We start from the raw sequence: 22,879 nt of genomic DNA, 5'->3' as shown, positions 1-22,879 counted from the left end.
GGTGGTGGGGGCCGGGCGGCCGGAGGCGGAGCAGTTCACGCCGGGGCTGCCGGGGCCCGTGTTCGCGGCGCATTACCACTTGGCCGGGGAGGCAAGCGGGCCTTATACGTATGGGCGCGACTCCAATCCCACGTGGACGTTGCTTGAGCAGGCGATCGGCGAACTTGAGGGCGGCGCCGAAGTCGTTTCGTTCGCGTCCGGGATGGCGGCTGTGGCGGGTGTTCTGCTGTCGCAGGTTCGGATCGGCGATGTGGTTGTTCTGCCCGATGACTGTTATCAGACGACGCGGGCTCTTCAAGAGCGGCTGGAGTCGTATGGCGCGGTTGTTCGGATGGGGCCGACGGCGGGTGATGCGCAGATCGGGCTGGTCGAGGGGGCGCGGCTGGTCTGGGTGGAGACGCCGTCCAATCCGCGGTTGGACGTGTGCGATGTCCGGCGGGTCGTCGAGGCGGCGCATGCGGCGGGTGCGCTTGTCGCGGTCGACAACACGCTGGCCACTCCGCTCGGGCAGCGGCCTTTGGAGTTGGGGGCCGATTTCTCCGTCGCCAGCGACACAAAGTCATTGACCGGACACGGGGATCTGCTTCTCGGGCATGTCGCCACACGGGATCCAGAATTGGCTGAAGGGGTTCGGTTCTGGCGTAAGACCGTGGGGGCCGTTCCCGGGCCTATGGAGGCTTGGCTGGCGCATCGGTCGCTTGCCACGCTGCAGTTGAGGCTGGAGCGGCAGACCGCGAACGCGCTGGCGATCGCGGAGGCGCTGCGGGGCCACTCGCAGGTTTCCGGGCTTCGGTATCCGGGGCTGCCGGACGATTCTTCGCATGAGGTCGCGGCCCGGCAGATGCGGCGGTTCGGGTGTGTCGTGTCGTTCACGCTGCGGGACGAGGCTTCCGCGGAAAGGTTCCTCGGTTCGCTGCGGCTCGTCATGCAGGCCACCAGTTTCGGGAGCGTGCACAGTTCCGCGGAACGGCGCGGACGGTGGGGCGGTGACGCGGTGGAGCCCGGATTCGTGCGTCTGTCGGCCGGGATCGAGGACACCGAGGATCTGGTCGCCGACATCCTGCGCGCGTTGGAGAAAACGGCATGATCCGTACGGGGCGGCGCCTGTAGCGTGGCCGCTCATGAGCGACGCGCGGGCATTTCTGGCAAGCGGCGACATCGCCGGGCTGATCCGGCATCTGCGGTTCAACGCCGACGGCATGGAGCTGGGCGAGGTGGCGCGGCTCATGGCGGGAGCGGCGGCCATGTCCGGGTTCGACGACATGCAGGAGGCCGCTACGGCAGTGGCCGTCCAGCAGGAGCCGCAGCAGCTCTACGACTTCGGCTACGCCTGCATCGAGCGCGGCATCGCGTTCCTGGCCATTCCGGCGCTCACGCGGGCGCTGGAGATGCTCCCGGACGAACCGCTGCTGCTGTTGGAACTCGTGTCGGCATTGGAGCGCGAGAACCGGCACGCGGACGCCGTCGCGGTGCTGGAGCCGCGGGTGGACGCGCTGGAGCCCTGGCCCGCCAGGTATCTGCTCGCCCACAACGCGCTGTTCGCCGGGGATCTCGCCCGAGCGGAGCATGAGGCCGGCCGGCTGCCCGTGCCGGACGACCAGGTGTGGCTTCCCGCCCGCGACCGGCTGGCACGGATGATCACGCGGGGGCAGGTGGTCCGGGGCGTCAGCCCGCTGGACGCGACGGATCTGCGCGGGTGGCATTTCGTGCTCGGCGGGAGCTTCGTCCTCACCCTGTCGCCGTACGGCTTCGACGCCGGCATGACGGGGCGGTTCGCCTACACGGCCGACGGCTTCCCGGCGTGCAGGCGCAGCCTCGACCGGCTGCGGCTGGTCCTCGACGCGGCAGGGCGGCGGCCCACGTCGGTCGGCCTGCTGCCCGACCGGTCGAGCCGCGTCCTCGGGCTCGCGGCGGCGCGGCTGCTCGGGCTGCCGGCCGAACCGTTCGCCCCGGGACGTCCCGATGTGCTCGCGGTCGCCTACGACCTCAACGAGACCGACGTGGAAACACTGCACGAGCGGGCCGAGGGCCAGGTGCTGTTCGAGCACGCGACCTGCTGGACCGAGCCTCCGGCGGTGAGCGCCGACGTCACCGGGTTCCTGCACCAGGTGGCGAAGTCGCCCTGGGGCGAGCAACTCCGGGTGTCGGACGACGGGCAGCCCGAGACCGTCCCGCCGGACGAGCGTCCCGAGGAGGAGCTGGCCGCCGAGATCATCGCCGCCGACCCGCACGAGGACGAGGAGGGGGACGGCGCCACGCCGCCGGATCCCGACGAGCGGCTCGTCGCGTTCGCCCGTGCGGTCGGAGGCCGGTGGCTCACCGGGCCAAGGGACATGGTCCACTCCCCCGGCCCGGTGCCCAGCAGCCGTTTCGCCTAGCTCAGGGCGGGGTGAGGCTCGTCAGGTCGGCCAGCAGTTCGGAGACGAATACCGGGTTCACGCCGTCGAGGCCGTTCTCCATCACGGCGGAGTAGGGGCTCTTCCCGATCCAGACGCGCTCGGTCGTCTGGACGGGGTTCAGGTCGACGAGGCCGACCGCGATGCCGGGGCGCAGGTCGATGACGACGGTGACGTCCGGGGCGAGGTGCCAGGAGATCCAGTGTTCGATGCCGTTGTCCTGCGCGGGACCGCGCGTCCACGACGTCCGGGTGAGGCCGAGGAGTTTGCCGGTCGGGACGGTCAGGCCCTCGAAGCGCTCCAGCCTGCCGTTCCTGCCCTCCCCGTCGGCGAGGGTGAGGACGGGCCGTCCGAGCTGCGGGAACGGCTGCAGGATCTCGTAGTCGGCGAACACCTCCGCCCAAGCGGTGAGTGAGTCGCCCAGGTCCAGCGGATGGGCGATCTGGACGTTCGCCGACACCGGAAGCTCGACCGCGTCGTCGTCGAGGTCGGCGAACGTGCGGTCCTCGGCGATCCGGAACGGGCGGCCGCCGCTCAGCCAGACCAGCCGGCGGGCGAGATGCCGCAGCAGCGGATGGCCGGCGACGAACTCCGCGAACTCGGCGCGCGTCCATTCGCGGCCCATGACCATGGACGACTCCAGCCGCGCCACCTCGCCGGACGCGACCGCGCGGACGTCCTTCTTCAGCTCCGCGAACCGCTTGTAGGCGGCGGGCGCCAGGTCCGGGTCGTCCTTCGCTCCCGGCTTCGGCAGTGACTTGCGGGGCTTGCCGTTCTCGTCCGAGACGGACGGCTTGAGCTGCTCGTCGAAGCCGACGGTGAACCGGCGCGGGCCGTAGTCGAGCGTGAGGGTCCCGTCGGCGTCCAGGCCGAGGCCGGGGACGAGCCGATCGGCGAGCTGGTCACCCGTCAGGCCGCGCCGTTGCGCGATGGCCAGCAGTTTGCGCTGCGCCTCCCCTTGCAGGCCCTTGTACCTGGACTTCTGGGCGATCCCGTTCAGCTGGGTCAGGGCGGTGTCGCTGCCGATCTCGACGAGCACGTCGAGCCCCTGCACGGCCCGGCTGTATCCGCCGCTCTGCCCCGGCCAGTCCTTGACCAGCGGCGTGAGGCGGCGGACGGTCCCGTCGTCGCCGAACCGGCCGAGCGTGGCCAGCACGAACCCGCTGCGCTTCGGCAGCCGCGCCGCCTGCCATGCCTCGAACAACGCCCATGCGAACGCGGTGAGCGACTCCGGGTCGCAGACCCCGGCCGCTCCGTCCACGACCTCGGACACGTCGACCCGGCCGCCGGGTGTCCCCACCATGGCGAGGAGCAGGTGGCGGCACGCCTCACGCGGCAGTTCCCCGCCGTCCCGCAGGGCCGGGCGCGGCAGCGCGTCCACGTCGAGCCATGTCGGGAGGGACGGCGGCCTGATCGGCGGTTGGACGGGGGCGTTGTCGGGCGGTGCGGCGACGAGGAGCTTCGCGACCGCGTCGGCGGCCTCGTCACCGTGGACGCGGGCGGCCCCGACGACGTCCCCCTCGATGGTTCGCAGCGCCTTGATCGCGTTGCGGCGGGGGCCGACGCGTTTGCCCAGCGCGTCCGGCACCAGGTACGGGACGGCCGCGAGCCCGTGCCGTCCGAACCACGTGTGCGCGATCTTCTGCGCCGACGTGAGCCGGTAGAGCCAGTCGGCGAACAGCCGGGCGACGTCGGCGGACAGGAACGGCCGCAGGATCGGTCCCGTGCCGAACGCGTTCTGCTTCGCGAGGCGGAACGCCACGTCCCACGCGTCGGTCTCGAACCGCGCCACGATCGGCTGGAGCGAATGGTCGAAGTCCCACGTCACATGCGGTTCCCACCCGGCCAGGAGCGGCCGGGCGAGATGCTCGGGCGCCTGCGCGAGGAAGCCGGCCCGGGTGGGCTCGTAACTCATCCGGCCGTCCCGGAACTTCTCGGCCGCCTCCTCCCACTCCCCGTCCCGCCATGATCCGTAGGGGCGGACCTCGGCCCATCGTTCGCGCTCGCCGGGCTCCCAGAGGATGGCGCGGTCGTCCGGCGCCGTGAGGCCGGGGACGAGGATCGGCTCGTCCTCGGAAGAGGGCGCGGCGGCGGGCTTGCGCTTCCAGGGCGGATCCAGCAGGGCCTTCGGCAGGTCCACGAGGGTTCTCTTTCTCACGAAAGGGGCGAGAGATCGGCGAGGATCTCGGACACGGTGACGGGATCGAGATCGGCGAAGGAGGCCGTGGGCCCGCCGCCCATCCAGAGCTGTTCGGGACGCTTGGTCAGCGCGACCGCCCGCAGCGTCTGGTCGGGCAGCGCGTCGACGGCCCCGACGGCGATGCCGGGATCGAGGTCGATGACGACGTACCGGCCGCCGGGGAGCCGCCGGGAGATCCAGCACTCCACGCCGGCGTCCTGCGGCGCGCCGCGCTCCCAGCCGCGCGACGTCAGCCCGAGCACCTTCCCGACCGGGACGGTCAGGCCCTCGAAGCAGGTCAGCCGCCCGCCGTCGTGGGCCTCGTCCGCCAGCCGGTGGACGGCCCGCCCGAGCTGCGGGAACGGCTGCAGGATCTCGTAGTCGGCGAACACCTCCGACCACGCGCCGAGCGAACCGTCCAGGTCGATCGGGTGCGCGACGCCGACTTCGCAGGAGTCGGCGAGGGTGAGGACGTCGTCGTCCGCGTCGGCGAACGTGCCGTCCTCGGCGACACGGAAAGCGGTCGTCTTGCCGCCGTCTCCATCACCGTCGCAGGCGAGCCAGACCAGGCGCCGCACGATGTGCCGGACGAGCGGGTGCCCGGCCAGCAGCTCCTCGAACTCCCGCAGCGGCCAGCGGCGCCGCGTGACCATGCACGTCTCGAGGCGGCGGAGCTGGTCGGCGGCGACGGTCCGGACGTCCTTCTTCAGCGTCGAGAACGCCTTGTAGGCGGCAGAGGCCAGGTCGGGATCGTCCTTCGCGCCGGGTTTGGGGAGGGCCTTGCGGCGCGTGCCGTTCTCGTCCGACACGTACGGCTTGAGCTGCTCGTCGAAGCCGACGGTGAACCGGCGCGGCCCGTAGTCGAGCGCCATGCCGCCGTCGGCGTCGAGGCCGAAGTCGGGGACGAGCCGGTCCGCGAGCTGCTCGGCGGTCAGCTCCAGCTCGGCGGCCACCTCCGCGATCTTGTCCTGCGCCCGGCCCTTCAGCCCCTTGAACCTGACCCGCTGCGAGATGCCGTGCAGGTGCATGAGCGCCACGTCGGTGCCGATGGCGGCGAGGACGCCCAGGCCCGTGACCGCCTTATTGTGCCCGCCATCGCCCGGCCATGCCCGGATCACCGGGGCCAGCCGCCGGACGGTCTCGTCGTCGCCGGTCAGGCCGAGCTGCGTCAGCGCCCACCCATCCTTGGACGGCGCGCCGAACGCCTCCCACTGCCGGAACAGCGCCCATCCGAACTCGGCGAGCGACTCCCGGTCGCACAACTCGCGGACGACGTCCACTCCCGCGTAGACCTCGCCGGGCTTGGACATCGCGAGCATCGTCAGCACGTGCTGCGCGGCGGCGTCCGGCAGCGCGTGCGCGCGGTCGCGCAGCAGGATCTGCGGGAGCAGCCGCACCTCCGCCCAGTCACCGACCACGGGCATCTTCGCAGGCAGGACACCCAGCGGGTCCGCCGACACCAGCGCCTCGATCGCGTCCGCGGCCTTGTCGCCGTGGATCCGGGCCGCTTCGACGATCGCCTCGGCGCCGTAGGAAGCGGCGATGAAGCGCAGCGCGGCCTCGGCTCCGCGGCGTTCCGCACCGGCCTTGCCGAGCGCGGGAGGCACCAGCGCCGGGACGGCGGTGAGGCCGTGCCGCCGGAACCAGGTCCGCGCCGTCCCGCCCGCCTGCTTGAGCCGGACGAGCCAGTCCGCCATCAGCCGCGCGACCTCGTCGCTCAGATAGGGCAGCAGCACGGCGCCCGCGTTGGCGGGGTCACGGCGCGCCGCGAACACGGCTGCGTCCAGGGCGTCCAGTTCGAAGCGGGAGACGACGACCCGCATCCACTCGGCCACATCCCAGGGGGCAGGCGGCTCCCAGCCCGCGAGCAGCGGACGCACCAGCTCGTCCGGGCCCTCCACGAAGAACAGCGGGTGCATGTGGCCCGGCAGGTCGCCCTTCGTGAACTTCTCGACCTGGATTTGCCAGTCAAGCCGCTCGACCCAGCGCCACAGATGGTGGAGGTCGACCATCCACTCGTCCTGCTCGCCCGGTTCCCAGACGATCGAACGCGTGCCGGGCGAGGACAGGTCCTCGATGACGACCGGCTTGGCCTTGGCACGAGGACGGGACCAGGGCGGGTCGACGAGCAGGGGCGGCAGCGCTTCGGCCGGCGCGTCCGGTACGCGGACGGTGGCCGCGCGAATCGCCTCGACCGCCGCACGCGACCCGTCCGGAAGCTCCGGCAGCATCGCCTCGACCAGCTCCGGGTGCGCGCGCACATGGACCCGCAGCGGCTCCGCCACCTTGGGCTTGCGCGCCGCCCCGGCCAGCAGCCGCAGCGCCCGCGCCGGGAACCGCTGCGAGGCGGCGCTCATCGCGGCCGGGGCCAACGGGCGGCCGGCGCGGTCGACGAGCGCCTGGAACGCCTCGTCGGCGGGCAGTGCGGCGAGGTGGTCCAGCAGCGTCCGCTCAAAGCGGGGGGCGATATCGCCCTCGTCCAGCACATCGGTCAGCAGCGGCACCGGGGCCGCCGGCCCTGCCCCGTCCACCAGGGCCGCGACAACGCCGGGATCGGCGAGGGCGGAGCCGAGCCGGGGCGCCAATTGCGCGACCTGGTGCGGTGCCCCGACGAAGAAGGGGAGCATCCACAGCGCGGTGCCGTGTAGCGAGCCCAGCTGCAGCGAACAGATCTCCTCGACCCAATCCTGCCTGGTCGGTACGAGGTAGGAGACCACCAGTTTCTGCGAGGGCGTCCCGCGAAGGCGGGCCAGCCTTTCGACCGCGTCCGCGTACACGTCGTCGTGGGCGGCGGTCAGCAGCGAGCGCAGATGCCGGACGGGCGGCTCGTCCGCCCACCAGCCATCGTAGTAATCGGTCGGTTCGGCCTCCCGGACACCGATCCACGGCGCCTCCGGCCCCATCCGGCGGTCGGCCATGATCTCGCTCAGCCACGCGAAGGCGCACGCGGCGAACGGCACCCCGTGCCCGGCCGCCCACGCGTCCACGAACAGGTCCTTCTCGCTGTACTTGACGTGGTTGCGCTCGGAGGTCGCGACGACAGCGACCACCGCCGCGCCCAGGGGGTCGGCCTCGCCGTTCAGGTACGCACGGCCGTGTTCGGCCAGTGCCGGCGTCGTGCCGGGCAGCGCCAGGACGTCCTCGATCCGGGGCCGGGCCCAGTCCACCAGCGCCCTGGCCTCATCGGCCGCCGACGCGTCGACGCGCGCCTGCGGCCACGGCCCCGGCCGGTCCCGGCGCGGATGGAGGTGCCGCCGCCACGCGTCCGGCATCTCCCGGGTGTCCTCATCAGCCGCTGTCGCCATGACGCCACACCGTAGGGGAGGTCACCGACATACCGGGTCAAGATCGAGAGCGCATGTCCTGCTCGACGGCGTCGGCGGTCTTGCGGGCGGCGATCAGGACCGGGTCCCACACGGGCGCGAACGGCGGCGCGTAGCCGAGGTCCAGGCCCGTCATCTCCTCGACCGTCATGCCGTTCCACAGCGCGATCGCCAGGCCGTCGACGCGCTTGGCGGCGTTCTCCTCGCCGACGATCTGCGCGCCGAGCAGCCGCCCGGACCGGCGTTCGGCGATCAGCTTGGTCTTCATCGCGGTGGCGCCCGGGTGGTAGCCGGCGCGGGTGGTGGACTCCACGACCACGCTCAGCGTCGCGAACCCGGCGGCGGCCGCCTCGCGCTCGTTCAGCCCGGTCCGCGCGACCTCCACCGTGCAGATCTTGGAGACGGCGGTGCCGACGACGCCGGGAAAGGTGGCGTAGCCGCCGCCGAGGTTGACGCCCGCGACGCGGCCCTGCTTGTTGGCGTGCGTGCCGAGCGCGATCGCGACCGGGGCGCCGGACACGAGGTGGCGGGTCTCGACGCAGTCGCCCGCCGCCCACACCCGCTCGGTGGGCGTGCGCATCCGCCGGTCGGTGACGATGCCGCCGGTCGGGCCGACCGCGACGCCGGCCTCGCGGGCGAGACCCGAGGCCGGTTTCACGCCCAGCCCGAAGACGACCAGGTCGGCGGGCAGGGTCCGGCTCTCGGTGCGGACGGCGGTGACGTGCCCGTCCGGGGAGGTGTCGAAGCCCGCGACCGGCTCGCCCAGGTACAGCCGCACGCCGATGCCGCGGATCGCGTCCGCGACGATCGCGCCCATGTCCGGGTCGAGGGTCTGCATCGGCTGGTCGGCGATGTCCACGAGGGACACCTCCAGGCCGCGCATCACCATCGCCTCGGCCATCTCCAGGCCGATGTAGCCGCCGCCCACCACGACGGCGCGGCGCGGCTTCCCGTCCTCGACGGCCCGGCGGATCGCGACACCGTCGTCGAGTATCTGCACGCCGTGGACGCCCGCGGCGTCGGCGCCGGGCAGCCGCGGCCGGGACGGGACGGCCCCGGTCGCGATCATGAGGTCGTCGTAGACCTCCCAGCGCTCGCCGCCGTCCTCGGCGCGGACCCGCACCCGCCCGCCGTCCACGTCGATCTCGACGGCCTCGGTGCGCAGCCGCAGGTCGATGCCGAGGTCGCGGAACTCGGCCGGCGTGCGGGCGATGAGCTTGCCGAGGTCCTCGACCACGCCGCCGACGAAGTACGGGATGCCGCACGCCGAGTAGGACGCGTAGTGCCCGCGCTCGACCACGAGGATCTCCAGCTCGTCCGGGCCGCGCCGCCTGCGGGCCTGCGACGCGGCGCTCATCCCCGCGGCGTCGCCCCCGATGACGAGCAGCCGTTCACGTGCGGCCATGCCGGTCCCCTCCCACGATGATCGTCTACTCCAGACCGTAGACCCGGCGGGCGTTGGCCGAGGCGATCATCCCGGCGACGCGTTCGGCGTCCCGGGACGTCCAGGCGCCGTCCTCCACACCGCCGGCCAGGAAACCGGCGAGGCCGTGCCGGAACAGCAGCGCGCCCAGGTGGTACAGCTCGGCGAGCCCGAACGCGTCGGAGGAGTACAGCACCTTCCCGAACGGCGCCAGCTCCAGCAGCTCGGCGATGAGCGCGGGCGACCGGTGGCCGAGGTTGTGCGTCGCCAAGCCCACGTCGACGTACACGTTCGGGAGCACCTGCGCCAGGTAGCCGGCCTGCCGGTGGAACGGGTAGTTGTGCAGCAGCATCGCCGGGGCGGGGGCCATGGCGCGCAGCAGCTCGATGAGCAGCAGCGGGTCGCCGCGGCGCAGGTCGGCGTCCACGTCCCCGTACCCGACGTGGAACTGGACGGGCAGCCCGGCGTCCACCGCGCACCAGACCAGGAACCGGTGCAGGATCTCGTCGCAGACCCGTGGCGGCGCGCCGGTGCTCTCCGCCGCGAGCATCAGCTGCCCGGCCGCCCCGGTGACCTCCGCCTCCGACGGCCGGATGCCCGACAGCTCCAGCCCGGCCCGGTAGGCGGCGATCGACTTCGCGCCGACCGCGTCCCACGCGCCGATCCGGGAACGCACCTCATCGGCGAAATGGGCCGCCTCGACGCCGCCGGCCGCGACCTGCTCGGCGACCGACTCCAGCCGGACGACCTCGTACGCCGCCGCTCCGGCGAGCCGCCCCAGGCCGGGCGGGTCGAGCAGGGCCGCCGGGGTGTAGCCGGTGTCGACGCAGAGCGCGTTCAGCCGGGCGGCCTCCAGGAAGCGGCGGTTCACCTCGGCCGCGCCCAGTTCGGCCCGCCGCGCCAGGTAGTCGCCGGGCTCCGCGTGGGCGTCCAGGCCGAGGACGGGCGGGCACCAGCGCCGCAGCGCGAACCCGACCTGGGTGTCGAACATGCTCACGCCGGGCGGGCCCGCCGCCTCCGCCTCGGTGAGCATCTCCTCGAAGGCCGTCCCGCCGGGGTCCGTGCCGAGGACGCCGTGGCAGTGGTGGTCGACCAGCCGCAGCGACTCCAGGTACTCGAGCACACCCGCCTCCTCCCTGAAACCAGCCCGTGTTCTCCCTACGATGCCCTTACGGACCGTGCCCGCGTCCACCGCCACCCCGATCGGGAGTCACAACGTGGAACAGACCTCTGAGACCGCCGCCGGGCGGCGCACCGGAGCGCCGGGGCTCGACGGGCGCGAACGCGACCGGCTCGGCGCCCGCGCGGCCGAGGCGGCGCGGAGGCTGGACCGCGAGGGCATCGTCGCGGTCGCGCTGACCTGGGTGGACGTCAGCGGGATCACCCGCACCAAGACCGTCCCGGTGGAGCGGCTGGAGCACGCGGCGGCGTGGGGCGTCGGGATGTCCCCGGTGTTCGACGTGTTCCTGCTGGACGACTCGATCGTGTCCGGCGGCTACATCGGCGGCCCCACCGGAGACCTGCGGCTGCACCCCGCGCTGGACCGGCTCGTCCCGATGGCGGCGCTGCCCGGGTGGGCGCACGCGCCGGCGCTCCGGTACGCGCAGGACGGCACCGCCCATCCGCTGGACACGCGGGCCCTGCTGCGCCGCGAGACCGACCGGCTCGCCGAGCGCGGCTGGGCGGTGAAGGCCGCCTTCGAGATCGAGTGGGCGGTGTCGGACGGCGGCGGCGACGCGTTCTCCCCCGCCTGCAAGGGCCCCGCGTACGGGATGACGCGGGTGACCGAGCTGGCCGGCTACCTGCGGGACGTCCTCAAGGCACTGAAGGCGACGGGCGTGAAGGTCGTCCAGCTGCACCCCGAGTACGCGGCCGGGCAGTACGAGGTGTCGGTGGCGGCCGAGGACCCGGTCGGCGCGGCCGACACCGCCGTCCTGGTCAGGGAGACGATCCGGGCGGTGACGATGGAGCACGGCATGGCCGCGTCGTTCTCCCCGAAGGTCGAGGCCGACTCGGTCGGCAACGGCGCGCACGTCCACCTCAGCCTGTGGCGGGAGAACGCGGCGGACGGCGCGGCCAACGCGATGGCGGGCGGGCCCGGCCCGTACGGGATGACGGCGGCGGGCGAGGCGTTCACCGCCGGAATCCTGCGCCGGCTGCCGGCGCTGCTCGCGGTCGGCGCGCCGTCGGTGGCGAGCTACCTGCGGCTGATCCCGTCGCACTGGGCGGGCGCGTACGCGTGCTGGGGGCTGGAGAACCGGGAGGCCGCGCTGCGGTTCGTGACCGGCGCGGAGGGCGAGCACGCCACCGCCGCCAACCTGGAGGTCAAGTGCCTGGACGCCGCCGCCAACCCCTACCTGCTGCTCGCGGCGCTGCTCGCCGCCGGGCGGGACGGGCTCGGCGCCGACCTGAAGCTGCCGGAACCGTGCGACGTCGACCCGGCGGGGCTGGCGGAGGAGGAGCGTGCCGCCCGGGGCATCGCCCCGCTGCCGGCGTCGCTGGCGGAGTCGGTCGCGGCGTTCGAGGCGGACGCCGTCCTGCGGGAGGCGCTCGGGGAGGCCGTCACCGACACGGTGTCGGCGGTGCGGCGCGGGGAGATCGCGCTACTGGACGGGGCGACGCCGGAGCAGGTGGCCGCCGCCACCCGCTGGCGGCACTAGGACGGCCCGGGGGCGGACGCGGAGTCGCGTCCGGCGGCCACGACGGGGCCCGGGTCGAAGCGCTGGACGCGCATCTGCAGCCGGCCGCAGGCACAGCGGGTGTAGGTCACCACGCCCTCGGAGGTCAGGTGCCGCGAGAGCACCTCGTACACATCGGACTCGGGCCAGCCACAGCGCGGGCATTCCACGGCGCATCCCCAGGGACGTCTGTAAGGGTTATTGCTAAGATATCATTTACCGCACCTCAGCGGGACCGGAGGCCGGGGTAATGCGCATCACGGGTTACAAGAGTCACGGCGTGGCGGCCGCCGCCGCACTGGTCAACGCCGTCACATGCGCGGACGGGGACGACTCCCCCGCCGCGCTGCGCCGCATCCTGCGGGAGCACGAGTTCTTCTGGCACGAGTTCGCGGACGCCGACGCCGCCGACTTCCGGCACTGGGGCCGCACGCTGCGCCCCTTCTTCGAGGCCGACGGCCTGGCGGAGGTGATGGCGATGCTGAACGGGCTCATGCTGGAGATCCCCATGCACCCGCACCTCGCCGACCACGAGCCGCACGGCCTGCACATGCACTACGCGCCGCCGTCGTCCCGGCTGGCCGAGCGGTTCCGCGCGACCACGCTGATGAACCTCGCCGAGCTGATCGTCGAGCACGGCCTCGGCCGCACCGGCGTGTGCGCCGCCGAGGGCTGCGACCACGTGTACGCCGACACGTCCCGGGCGGGGCGGCGCCGCTTCTGCTCGGAGGGCTGCGCGAACCGGACCAACGTCGCCGCGTTCCGCGCCCGCCGCCGCGAGTGACCTGCCGCGAGTGACCTTTGCCGACCTGCGGGAAGGAAGTCCCGCATGTCGCTTCCGTTCTTCCGCCGCCGCCGCCGTCCGGGCCGGGACGACCGGCCCGGCCGCTCGCCGCTGCGCGTGGCGACGGAGGTGCAGTCCACCGTGTACCGGATCGCCCGGCTGACGGCCACCGCCACGCTGGCGTTCGTGCTGGCCCTGCTGGCGCTGCCGCCGGGCGGGCCGCAGCCGCTGCTGGCGCCGCTGACCGCGCTGCTGGTCGTCCAGTTCTCCGTCTACCAGACGATCAGGGCGAGCATCCTGCGGGTCGGCGCCGTCACCTGCGGGGTCCTGGTCGCGGTGCTGGCCGCGAGCACCATCGGGTTCTCCTGGTGGACGCTCGGCCTGACGATCCTCGCCGCGCTGACGATCGGGCACGTGCTGCGGCTCGGCGAGCACGTGCTGGAGGCGCCGATCTCCGCGATGCTGATCTTCGCGCTGGGCTCGGCGAGCGAGGCGGGCGCCACCGAGCGCGTCCTGGAGACGCTGATCGGCGCCGCGACCGGGCTGGCGGCGACGGTGCTGGCCCCGTCGGTGCGGGTCCGGCCCGCCGAGGAGGCCGTCCAGGACATCGCCGAGAAGCTCCGCGAGCTGATCGACGGCATCGCCGGGGGGCTGCGCGGCGAGCGCGCCGAGGACGAGGCGGCCCGCTGGCAGGACGACGCCGAGCGGCTCGCCCGCGAGATCGGCCGCACCGACCGGGACCTCGGCGCCGCCGAGGAGAGCGTCCGGCTCAACCCGCGCACCCGGGCGCGGCGGCTCATCGACGCCGGCGTCGCGCTGCGCAACGCGATGGAGACGATGGAGCACTTCACGCTGTCGCTGCGCGGCCTGACCCGGTCCCTCGCCGACGACGAGCGGCTCGGCGAGCGGGGCCGGCTGCTGACCGACCCGGACCTGCGCCGCGAGCTCGGCGACGCCCTCGCCGGGATCGCCGCGAGCATCGCCTCCTACGGGCGGCTGGCCCGCTCCGACCTGACCCGCGACGCCCGGCCGTTCCTCGCCGAGCACGAGCTGGAGGTGCGGGTCGACGTGGCCCGCGAGCGGCGCGCCCGGCTCACCCGGCGGCTGCACGAGCGGGCCGCGGCCGGCGACCTGTGGCCGCTGTACGGGGAGGTGTCTATGGACATCGACCGGCTCATCGAGAACCTGCGGGTCGAGCACCGGGCCCGCGCCCGCGAGCACTGGCGGCGGCACCGCGGCGCGTCCCGGCACCTGCCGGCGCGGCCGGTCCGGGTCGTCCAGCAGGCCGGGCACCAGCTGCGCAGGGCGGCCGAGTCGGCCGCCGCCGCGGCGGAACGCAATGCGCGCAAGTCTGGCGAGCGGCACTCCGGCCCTGGCGGGAAGCGGCCCTGACGAGAAGCGGAGGCCCGCCCCTGGGGGAAGGGGACGGGCCTCCGTATGGGTGAGGTCGTACGGTCAGCGGAAGGTCGGCTCCAGGACGTCGATGCCGCGCGTGTTGTCGGCGACGTAGACGTACTTGCCGTGCCAGTACGGCTGCCAGGACGCGGCGTCCGCGGGCCGGTAGTAGGCGAGCTGCCTCGGGTTCGTCGGGTCCCGGACGTCCAGGAACCGGGTGCCCTGCGAGTAGAACGACTGGACGATGATCCCGTCGCGGACGTCGAAGTAGTGGGCCGAGCAGTCCGTGCTCTCGGGGTCGCTGCCCTCCTTGCCCGCGACGCCCCACGTCCCGACGGTGTGCAGGCGGAACTTGTGCTCCGGCGTGGACCGCCAGCCCTCACCGCCGTAGGAGCCCTTCAGCGACGCGATGACGAGCAGGCCGTCGTTGGCGCAGCCGTCGTTGAAGGTCTCCTCGGTGATGTAGAGCAGCTTGCCGTTGCCCCACCTGCGCGGGTCGGCGGCCTGGTTCTTCGTCCGGCCGACCGCGCGGTAGCTGTTGTGCATGAAGGTGGAGTTGGTGGTGGCCTCGTCCAGGCCGCCGCCCGCGTACGGGACGGGGTCGACCGCGGTGGCCGTGCGCCGCTTCTTCTCGACGGGGTCGTAGTGGCGGCCGGTCGTGTAGTAGCCGCGTACGCCGCCGCGCCCGGACGCCCAGGCGACGCCGTTGGAGTCGACCTGAATGTCATGTGTGTAGTCGGTCTTGCCGTCGTTGCGGCCTGTGTCGATCGGGTCCTTGTGCACCTTCGGCTTGGCCGGGTCGCGGACGTCGGTGACCCACACGGGCCGCCCGCCCCAGTCCGCGGGCATCCAGTCGGCCTTGGCGGGGCCGCCGGTCCACAGGTACTTGCAGTCGTTGACGCAGGTCGTGGTGTGCCCGGCGGGGACCTTCACGTAGGTGATCTGGCGCAGGCTCTCCGGCTTGGACGCGTCCACGACGTAGATGCCCGACTCGCCGGTCTGGGTGTCACCGCCGAACGCGCGCGGGTCCCGGGACAGGTAGATGATCTTGCGCTTGGGGTCGAAGTCGGTGTCCTCGGTCTCCCACATGCCGGGCATGTTCAGCTGCCCGACCAGCTTGGGGACCTTGGGGTCGGCGGTGATGTCGTAGGCCTTCAGCCCGAACTCGCCGGTCGCGTACATGATCGTCCGCTGGTGCCGGCCGTGGCCGTAGTCCATGAACATCAGCGAGATGGCGCCCTTGGCCTCGGGCACGCCGCCGACGCGCCGCACGCCCTTGACCGCCTCGGATTTCTTCGTGGTCGCGGCGTCCGCCCGGTGGTAGTGCCCGGCGTGGCCGCCGCTGGTGCCCTCTCCGCCGGCCGCGGCCTGCTTGGTCTCGTCGTGTCCGGGCTGCCCGGGCGGGCAGGCCCAGGCGACGCCGGTCATCAGCGCCAGGCCGGCCACGACGGCGACGCCGCCTTGCAGCAGGCGTCCGCTGGGGATGGATGTGCGGGGGAGCATCGCGCCTCCACGGGATGGATCTTCGCAAGCGCCAGTGTGACCGGACCGGCGAGCTTGATCAACGGTCGCACGGGTCACGAAATGGAAACAGGACCATGAGGACTGGTGGGAGCTGTCCCGCTCCCGTAGCCTCACCGGCGTCCGCCCCGCCCCGCTCCCGGGAGAGGCCGTTGAAGAGCTCGACCCGCACCGCGTCCCTGGTCACCGGGGCCGTGGTGGTGCTGCTGGCCCCGGTCGCGGCCCTCAAGGCGTGGAGCGAGCCCGCCGATCCGCGGATCTCGGTGGGCGCCCCGGCCCCGGCGACGCTGCTGCCCGGCGACGTCCGCGACACGCCCGGCCGGATGATCGCGAACGCGGTGTGGACGGGCCTCGTCTCCTACGACCCGAAGACCGGCGCGCCCGCGAACGCCGCCGCCGAGTCGATCACCAGCCCGGACCGGCGGGTCTGGACGGTCAGGCTGCGTCCCGGCGCGACGTTCCAGGACGGGACGCCCGTCACCTCCCGCTCGTTCACCGCCGCCTGGACGGCCGTCCTGCGCGAAGGATGGGCCGGGTCGTCGCTGCTCACCGACGCCGCGCAGATCAAGGGCGCCGAGAAGGGCGAGGACGGGGTACCCGGCCTGAAGGTCAAGGACGACCGGACGTTCGAGGTCACGCTCGACCGCCCGCTGAGCGGGTTCCCGGCCCTGCTCGGCGACCCGGCGTTCTTCCCCATGCCGGAGAGCGTCCTGAGGTCGCGGGACTGGACGTCCTACGGCCGCACCCCGGTCGGCAACGGCCCGTTCCGGGTGAAGTCCCGGAGCGCACACGAGATCGTCCTGCGGCGCAGGTCGGGCGGCGGCCGGACCGTGGTCGTCAAGGCGATGCCGGACGCGAAGGCGCAGTACGCCGCGGCCGGGGCCGGCGACCTGGACGTCGCCACCCTGGTTCCGGCGAACCGGCACGAGTCGATGGAGGCCGACTTCGGCGGCCGGCACCTCGCCGTCCCCGGGCGGGACGTGACCTACCTGGCGTTCCCCGGCTGGGAGGACCGGCTGGCGTCCCCGACCGTGCGGTCCGCGCTGTCGATGGCGGTCGACCGGTCCGCCGTGACGGAGGGGGCGCTCGGCCACCAGTACTCCCCGGCCGACGCGCTGGTCGCGCCCGGCATCCTCCCCGGGCACCGCGAGGGGCAGTGCCGCCTGTGCGTGCACGACTCGAAGGCCGCCGTCGCCGCGCTCGCCGACGCCGGCGGGCTGAAGGGGCCGCTGAACCTCTGGTACGAGGCGAACCGGGGCGACGACGCCTGGGTGAAGGACGTCGCCGGCCAGATCCACAAGGAACTGGGGCTCGACGTGCGCCCTCATCCGGTCGCCGGACTGCGCGAGGCCGTCGACGACCGGAAGGTGGACGGGCCGTTCGCCGTCCACACGACGGCCGCCTACCCCGCGCCCGTCGCCGCGCTGACCCCGCTGCTGGACGCGGGCACCGGCTTCGACGACGCGTACACGACGGACCTGGTCGCCGAGGCCGAGCACGCCGCCACCCCCGATGAAGGCGTGATCCAGGCGCGGCTCGCCGAGAGCGCCATGCTGCGCGACATGCCCGCGATGCCGCTGTGGTCCGCGCACGACCACCTGGTCTGGTCCGAGCGCGTGCGCGGCGTCACCGCGGGCGCGTTCACCGGCCTGCGCCTCGACCGGCTGGCCATCGAGGACTGACGCGTAGCCTGACGATCATGACGAAGGTGCTGATGATCTGCGGGAGCCTGCGCAAGGGCTCCACGAACGAGGCGGCTCTGCGCACCGCCCTGGCCGTGGCTCCGGCCGGGCTCGACGGCACGCTCTACACCGGCATGGGCGACCTCCCCCATTTCAACCCCGATGACGACCGCGACCCGCTGGACCCGGTGGTGGCGGACCTGCGCGCGGCGATCGGCGCCGCGGACGCGCTGCTGATCTGCACCCCCGAGTACGCGGGTGCGCTGCCCGGCTCGTTCAAGAACCTCCTCGACTGGACGATCGGCGGCGGTGAGATCTACGAGAAGCCCGTCGCCTGGCTGAACGCGGCCTCCCCCGCGGCGCCCACGGGCGGCGGCGACGCGCACGCCTCGCTGCGCAAGGTGCTCGGCTACGCCAGCGCAGCGATCATCGAGGACGCCTGCGCGCGGATCCCGGTGACGCGTCCCGACGTGGGCGAGGACGGTCTCGTCCGCACCGCCGAGCCGCGGGAGCGGATCGCCGGGGCGCTCGCCGCCCTCGCCGCGGCGCTCGGGTGAGGCCGAGTTTCGGAGCGTCCGCCGAAATCCTTATGCTGCTGCTATGCAACAGGAAGCCGAATCCGGCCGGGTGACCCTGGCCCAGGTGGCGGATCAGGCCGGCGTCTCCATTTCGACAGTTTCGAAAGTTCTCAACGGACGCGAGGACGTCGCGCGCAAGACCCGGGTCCGGGTGGAGCGGCTGCTGGAGCACCACGGCTACCGGCGCGGCTCCCGCGCGGCCACCGAGGCGCCGCTCATCGAGATCGTCCTGCACGAGATCGAGAGCCTCTGGACGATGGAGCTGATCCGGGGCGTGGAGAGCGTCGCGAAGGCCAACGGCGCGAGCCTGGTGCTGACCGAGAGCGGCACCCGGCACTCCCCCGGCCCCGAGTGGATCAGCGGGGTGCTGCGGCGCCGGCCGCTCGGCGTCATCCTGCTGTTCTCCAGCCTGCCGCCGGAGTACAAGAAGCGGCTGCGCTCCCGCTCGATCCCGTTCGTCATCATCGACCCGGCCGGCGACCCGGACCCCGACGTCCCCTCGGTCGGCTCGGCGAACTGGTCGGGCGGGCTCGCGGCGACCCGGCACCTGGTCGACCAGGGCCACGAGCGGATCGCGATCATCACCGGGCCGGCGGACATGCTGTGCTCGGTCGCGCGGCTGGACGGGTTCCGGTCGGCGATGAGCATGGCGGGCCTGGACGTCGACCCGGGGTTCGTCACCTACGGCGACTTCCACGTCCAGGGCGGGTTCGAGCGGGCCACCGAGCTGCTCGCGCGGCCCGACCGGCCGACCGCGATCTTCGCGGGCAGCGACCTGCAGGCGCTCGGGGTGCTGGAGGCGGCCCGCGTGCACGGGCTGCGGGTGCCGGACGACCTGTCGGTCGTCGGGTACGACGACGTGGCGGTCGCGCCGTGGGCGAGCCCCGCGCTGACGACCGTCCACCAGCCGCTGAAGCAGATGGCGGAGTCCGCCGCGCAGATCATCCTGAGCGTCCGCGCCGGGGAGCCCATCGCGACCCGCATGGAGCTGTCGACCAGCCTGGTCGTCCGCAAGAGCACCGCGCCGCCGCCACCGAAGACCTGAGGACGCGGCCGGGGCCCGCACTTTCGAAAGGTTTCGCCTGACGAGTCGCAGTTGAATCTATAGACCAGTCGGTCTAGTCTCGTCGGCATGGCACCTCGGGGTGAGACGAGAGAGCGCGTGCTGCGGACGGCCGGTGAGCTGTTCCAGCGGCAGGGTTACCACGGCACCGGGCTCAACCAGGTCCTCGCGGAGAGCGGGGCGCCGAAGGGCTCGCTGTACTTCCACTTCCCGGACGGGAAGGAGCAGCTGGCGTCCGAGTCGGTGGCGCTGTCCGGCCGGACGGTCGGCGAGGACCTCGCGGGCGCCGTCCTCGCCGCCGCGGACGGGCGGGAAGGGCTGGCGGCCCTCGGCGACCACTTCGCGCGGAGCCTGCTGGAATCGGACTTCAGCAAGGGCTGCCCCGTCGCGACGGTGGCACTGGAGACGGCCGCCGAGAGCGAGACCATCCGGGCCGCCTGCGACGGCGCCTACGCCGACTGGCAGCGGGGCATCGCGGCGGCGCTGCGCGGCTGGGGCGTCCCGGACGAACGCACCGACCCGCTCGCCGCGCTCGTCCTGTCGTCGCTGCAGGGCGCCATCATGCTGGCCCGCGTCCAGCGGGACGTGTCCGTCATCCACGAGGTCACCCGCCAGCTCGGCGACCTGCTCTGAAGGAGTCCTCATGCGTGTTCACCATCTCGACTGCGCCCCCATGCGGGAGATCGAACCGGCGGACGGGCCGCAGAGCGCGCTGCGGCCGGCGCCGGCCGTCGGCCATGTGCTGCTGGTGGTGACGGATTCGGCCGGCCTGCTGCTCGTGGACGCCGGGATCGGGGTCGGTGACATCGAGCGTCCGTCGGAGCGGCTGCTCGACGATTGGGTGGAGATGACGGAGCCCGCGCTCGATCCCGCCGCGACGGCCGTCCGGCAGGTCGAGAAGCTCGGGTACTCGGCCGCCGATGTGCGGCACATCGTCCCGACGCATCTGCACCGCGACCACGCGGGCGGGCTGAGCGACTTCCCGGACGCGGCGGTGCACCTGTTCGAGGCGGAGCGGGCCGACGGCGGCAAGACCCCGGCGCAGCTCGCCCACGGCCCGAAGTGGGTCGCCTACGAGGACGGCGAGGGCGAGACCTGGCACGGCTTCGACGGCGTCCGCTCCCTGGAGGGGGTGCCCGAGGACGTCCTGCTGGTCCCGATCGGCGGGCACACGCCGGGGCATGCCGGGGTGGCGGTGCGGGACGGCGGCCGCTGGCTGCTGCACGCGGGCGACGCGTACATGTACCACGGGGAGGTCGACCGTCCCGAGCCGGTCGTGCATCCGCTGATGGAGCTGGTGCAGGCCGGCGGCGAGGTCGACCGGGAGCTGCGGCTCGCGAACGTGGCGCGGCTGCGGGAGCTGGCGCGCGGCGGCGAGGTCGAGGTGTTCTGCGCCCACGACCCGTGGGAGCTGGCCCGCTACCGCTGAGACAGGCGGTGCGTCAGGGCGGTGTGGCGGCGTCCCGCGCCGGCGGTGCGGACGGCGGCGGCGAGCGCGCGGCGTGACCCGACGAGGACGACGAGCCGCTTCGCGCGGGTAATGCCCGTGTAGAGGAGGTTGCGGCGCAGCATCATCCACGCGCCGGTCGTGAGCGGGATGACGACGGCCGGGTACTCGCTGCCCTGCGACCGGTGGATCGTGATCGCGTAGGCGTGGGCGAGCTCGTCCAGCTCGTCGAAGGCGTAGTCGATGCTCTCGTCCTCGTCGGTCACGACGGTGAGCGACTGCTCTTCGAGGGACACGGACGTGACGACGCCGACGGTGCCGTTGAAGACGCCCGCCTCGCCCTTGTCGTAGTTGTTGCGCAGCTGGGTGACCTTGTCGCCGACGCGGAAGACCCGTCCGCCGTAGCGGCGTTCGGGGCGGGCGTCGTCGTGCGGGGTGAGCGCCTCCTGCAGCAGCGAGTTCAGGGAACCCGCCCCGGCCGTGCCCCGGTGCATGGGCGCGAGAACCTGGACGTCGCGGCGCGGGTCCAGGCCGAACTTGCGCGGGATGCGGTTGGCGATGACGTCCACCGTCGTCTCGGCGGCCTCGTCCTGCTCCTCGCACGGGAACAGGAAGAAGTCGTCGAACCCGCTGGTGTGCGGGTGATCGCCGGAGTTGACGCGGTGCGCGTTGACGACGATGCCGGACCGCTGCGCCTGCCGGAAGATCTTCGTGAGCCGGACGCGCGGGATCGCCTCGGCGCCCAGCAGGTCGGCGAGGACCTCGCCCGCGCCGACGGACGGGAGCTGGTCGACGTCCCCCACGAGCAGCAGGTGCGCGCCGCGCGGGATCGCCTTCACCAGCTTGTTGGCGAGGATCAGGTCGACCATGGAGCTCTCGTCCACGACGACCAGGTCGGCGTCGAGGGGGTTGTCCTGGTCGAACTTGGGGTCGCCGCCGGGCTGGAGCTGCAGGAGGCGGTGGACGGTCGCGGCCTCGTGGCCGGTCAGCTCGGCGAGGCGCTTGGCGGCGCGCCCGGTCGGCGCCACCAGGACGATCTTGGCCTTCTTGGCGGCGGCCAGTTCCACCACCGACCGGACCGTGAAGCTCTTGCCGCAGCCCGGACCGCCGGTCAGCACGGCGACCTTTGACGTCAGCGCGAGCTTGACGGCGTCCTCCTGCTCGGGGGCGAGCGCCTGGCCGGTGCGCTGCTTGAGCCACGGGAGGGCCTTGCCCCAGTCGACGTCGGCGAACGCCTTGAGCCGGTCGGCCGGCGCGTCCAGCAGTTCGAGGAGGCCGCGGGCGAGGGAGCGTTCGGCCCGGTGGAACGGGACCAGGTACACGGCGGGGATCGTCGCCGCGTCCTCCCCCTCCCCCGGGATCGGCTCGCGGACGACGCCCTCGTCACGGGCCAGCTCGTCCAGCGCCGGGACGATCAGCTCCCGCGGCACGCCGAGGATCTTCTCCGCCGCCGTGACGAGGTTCGGCTCCGGCAGGAAGCAGTGCCCGTCGTCGGCGCCCTCGGACAGCGTGTACTGGAGCCCGGCCTTGATCCGCTCCGGGCTGTCGTGCGGGATGCCGACGGCCTGCGCGATCGTGTCGGCCGTCTTGAACCCGATGCCCCACACGTCCGACGCGAGCTGGTAGGGCCGCTTGCGGACGGTGTCGATCGACTCGTCCCCGTACCGCTTGTAGATGCGGACGGCGAGGGACGTGGAGACGCCGACGCCCTGCAGGAAGACCATCACCTCCTTGATGGCCTTCTGCTCCTCCCACGCGTCCCCGATCCGCTTGGTGCGCTTCGGGCCGAGGCCCTGGACCTCGACGAGGCGCGCCGGCTCCTCCTCGATGATCCGCAGGATGTCGGTGCCGAAGTGCCCGACCATCCGGTCGGCCATCACCGGGCCGATCCCCTTGATCATTCCGGAGCCGAGGTAGCGGCGGATGCCCTGGATCGTCGCCGGCAGGACGGTCGTGTACGAGTCGACCTCGAACTGCTTGCCGTACTTCGGGTGCGAGCGCCACCGGCCGACCAGGCGGAGGCTCTCCCCCACCTGCGCGCCGAGCAGCGCGCCCACGACGGTGAGCAGGTCGCCGCCGGACTTTGCGGTCGCCACCCGCGCGACGGTGTAGCCGGTGTCCTCGTTGGCGTAGGTGATCCGTTCCAAGACCGCGTCAAGCTCCGCCGGACGCGGCGCGGCGGGCGGGGTCGGGGAGGTCGCCACGATCACCATGATGGCGGATCCGCCCGGCGGGATGGCCGGATCCGGCAGGTGATCTAGATCTTCCGTTGATCGCGACGTACGTTCCGGGCGCACCCGTACGTGCACCCCGCAAAGGCGTACTGGGAGGTATCGCTGGTGTTCCGCTCCCGAGCACAGGCGCTGGCCGCGTTGAGCGCCCCCGCCGTATCCCTCGCCCTCGTCCTGCC

17 protein-coding genes are annotated in these 22,879 nt (G+C 73.1%); 10 read left to right on the top strand and 7 right to left on the bottom strand.

Annotated elements, in window-relative coordinates; genetic code table 11:
• On the top strand, positions 1–1,087 hold a 1,087-nt coding region (locus tag E1293_RS25855), incomplete at its 5' end, for a cystathionine gamma-lyase (RefSeq protein WP_207939097.1).
• A 34-nt stretch (positions 1,088–1,121) separates the two neighbouring features.
• Positions 1,122–2,378 (top strand): hypothetical protein, encoded by a 1,257-nt coding sequence (locus E1293_RS25850; protein WP_132200071.1) that lies wholly within the window; start codon positions 1,122–1,124, stop codon positions 2,376–2,378.
• Between the two features lies 1 nt (position 2,379).
• On the opposite strand, the gene E1293_RS25845 is transcribed toward E1293_RS25850, so the two are convergent.
• From E1293_RS25845 to E1293_RS25830, 4 genes are read right to left on the bottom strand one after another with little or no spacing between them, the layout of a single operon-like run.
• Positions 2,380–4,536, bottom strand: a complete 2,157-nt coding sequence (locus E1293_RS25845; protein ID WP_132200070.1) for a DUF4132 domain-containing protein — start codon at positions 4,534–4,536, stop codon at positions 2,380–2,382.
• A 14-nt stretch (positions 4,537–4,550) separates the two neighbouring features.
• Complete coding sequence (locus E1293_RS25840) at positions 4,551–7,880, bottom strand: DUF4132 domain-containing protein (RefSeq protein WP_132200069.1); 3,330 nt, start codon at positions 7,878–7,880, stop codon at positions 4,551–4,553.
• A gap of 37 nt (positions 7,881–7,917) precedes the next feature.
• Complete coding sequence (locus E1293_RS25835; RefSeq protein WP_132200068.1) at positions 7,918–9,303, bottom strand: FAD-dependent oxidoreductase; 1,386 nt, start codon at positions 9,301–9,303, stop codon at positions 7,918–7,920.
• A gap of 25 nt (positions 9,304–9,328) precedes the next feature.
• On the bottom strand, positions 9,329–10,444 hold the full coding sequence (locus tag E1293_RS25830; protein ID WP_243716543.1) for an amidohydrolase family protein: 1,116 nt from the start codon (positions 10,442–10,444) through the stop codon (positions 9,329–9,331).
• Positions 10,445–10,538: 94 nt separating this feature from the next.
• Here E1293_RS25830 and E1293_RS25825 point away from each other — a divergent pair, with 94 nt between their 5' ends.
• Positions 10,539–11,981: a type I glutamate--ammonia ligase gene (locus E1293_RS25825; RefSeq protein ID WP_207939096.1), complete on the top strand. Its 1,443-nt coding sequence runs from the start codon at positions 10,539–10,541 to the stop codon at positions 11,979–11,981.
• Here E1293_RS25825 and E1293_RS47675 read toward each other — a convergent pair.
• On the bottom strand, positions 11,978–12,124 hold the full coding sequence (locus E1293_RS47675; RefSeq protein ID WP_165978393.1) for a hypothetical protein: 147 nt from the start codon (positions 12,122–12,124) through the stop codon (positions 11,978–11,980). The genes E1293_RS25825 and E1293_RS47675 overlap by 4 nt on opposite strands.
• Before the next feature lie 125 nt (positions 12,125–12,249).
• Here E1293_RS47675 and E1293_RS48730 point away from each other — a divergent pair, with 125 nt between their 5' ends.
• On the top strand, positions 12,250–12,783 hold the full coding sequence (locus E1293_RS48730) for a CGNR zinc finger domain-containing protein (RefSeq protein WP_207939095.1): 534 nt from the start codon (positions 12,250–12,252) through the stop codon (positions 12,781–12,783).
• Positions 12,784–12,828: 45 nt separating this feature from the next.
• Positions 12,829–14,175 (top strand): FUSC family protein, encoded by a 1,347-nt coding sequence (locus tag E1293_RS25815; RefSeq protein WP_132200066.1) that lies wholly within the window; start codon positions 12,829–12,831, stop codon positions 14,173–14,175.
• Between the two features lie 63 nt (positions 14,176–14,238).
• Here E1293_RS25815 and E1293_RS25810 read toward each other — a convergent pair whose 3' ends face one another.
• Entirely contained in the window at positions 14,239–15,681 is a 1,443-nt protein-coding gene (locus E1293_RS25810; RefSeq protein ID WP_132200065.1) for an LVIVD repeat-containing protein, read from the bottom strand.
• Positions 15,682–15,851: 170 nt separating this feature from the next.
• On the opposite strand from E1293_RS25810, the gene E1293_RS25805 reads away from it, so the two are divergent.
• The 5 genes from E1293_RS25805 to E1293_RS25785 all read left to right on the top strand — a co-directional run bounded on the left by E1293_RS25805 (position 15,852) and on the right by E1293_RS25785 (position 20,451).
• Positions 15,852–17,381, top strand: coding sequence for a peptide ABC transporter substrate-binding protein (locus tag E1293_RS25805; RefSeq protein WP_165978392.1), 1,530 nt, complete (start codon positions 15,852–15,854; stop codon positions 17,379–17,381).
• Positions 17,382–17,398: 17 nt separating this feature from the next.
• Positions 17,399–17,938, top strand: coding sequence for an NADPH-dependent FMN reductase (locus tag E1293_RS25800; RefSeq protein ID WP_132200063.1), 540 nt, complete (start codon positions 17,399–17,401; stop codon positions 17,936–17,938).
• A gap of 43 nt (positions 17,939–17,981) precedes the next feature.
• The gene (locus tag E1293_RS25795; RefSeq protein WP_132200062.1) at positions 17,982–19,004 is read left to right on the top strand and encodes a LacI family DNA-binding transcriptional regulator; all 1,023 of its coding nucleotides are present in this window, start codon (positions 17,982–17,984) and stop codon (positions 19,002–19,004) included.
• 87 nt (positions 19,005–19,091) lie between these two features.
• Positions 19,092–19,655, top strand: a complete 564-nt coding sequence (locus tag E1293_RS25790; RefSeq protein WP_132200061.1) for a TetR/AcrR family transcriptional regulator — start codon at positions 19,092–19,094, stop codon at positions 19,653–19,655.
• Positions 19,656–19,665: 10 nt separating this feature from the next.
• The gene (locus tag E1293_RS25785) at positions 19,666–20,451 is read left to right on the top strand and encodes an MBL fold metallo-hydrolase (protein ID WP_132200060.1); all 786 of its coding nucleotides are present in this window, start codon (positions 19,666–19,668) and stop codon (positions 20,449–20,451) included.
• On the opposite strand, the gene recD2 is transcribed toward E1293_RS25785, so the two are convergent.
• Positions 20,442–22,673, bottom strand: a complete 2,232-nt coding sequence (gene recD2 / locus E1293_RS25780) for an SF1B family DNA helicase RecD2 (RefSeq protein WP_424923672.1) — start codon at positions 22,671–22,673, stop codon at positions 20,442–20,444. The two genes, E1293_RS25785 and recD2, sit on opposite strands and share 10 nt — an antisense overlap.
• Between the last annotated feature and the right edge of the window lie 206 nt (positions 22,674–22,879).

This window comes from Actinomadura darangshiensis (assembly GCF_004349235.1).
In the GTDB taxonomy this organism is placed as follows: Bacteria; Actinomycetota; Actinomycetes; order Streptosporangiales; family Streptosporangiaceae; genus Spirillospora; species Spirillospora darangshiensis.
Note: the sequence above shows the minus strand (reverse complement) of the source record. Positions and strands in the feature narration are given on the sequence as shown.

Coding starts and splice junctions, on each gene's coding strand:
- E1293_RS25850 (WP_132200071.1), top strand. CDS start 1,122: ATGAGCGACGCGCGGGCATTTCTGGCAAGCGGCGACATCGCCGGGCTG.
- E1293_RS25840 (WP_132200069.1), bottom strand. CDS start 7,880: ATGGCGACAGCGGCTGATGAGGACACCCGGGAGATGCCGGACGCGTGG.
- E1293_RS25835 (WP_132200068.1), bottom strand. CDS start 9,303: ATGGCCGCACGTGAACGGCTGCTCGTCATCGGGGGCGACGCCGCGGGG.
- E1293_RS48730 (WP_207939095.1), top strand. CDS start 12,250: ATGCGCATCACGGGTTACAAGAGTCACGGCGTGGCGGCCGCCGCCGCA.
- E1293_RS25815 (WP_132200066.1), top strand. CDS start 12,829: ATGTCGCTTCCGTTCTTCCGCCGCCGCCGCCGTCCGGGCCGGGACGAC.
- E1293_RS25810 (WP_132200065.1), bottom strand. CDS start 15,681: ATGCTCCCCCGCACATCCATCCCCAGCGGACGCCTGCTGCAAGGCGGC.
- E1293_RS25800 (WP_132200063.1), top strand. CDS start 17,399: ATGACGAAGGTGCTGATGATCTGCGGGAGCCTGCGCAAGGGCTCCACG.
- E1293_RS25795 (WP_132200062.1), top strand. CDS start 17,982: ATGCAACAGGAAGCCGAATCCGGCCGGGTGACCCTGGCCCAGGTGGCG.
- E1293_RS25790 (WP_132200061.1), top strand. CDS start 19,092: ATGGCACCTCGGGGTGAGACGAGAGAGCGCGTGCTGCGGACGGCCGGT.
- E1293_RS25785 (WP_132200060.1), top strand. CDS start 19,666: ATGCGTGTTCACCATCTCGACTGCGCCCCCATGCGGGAGATCGAACCG.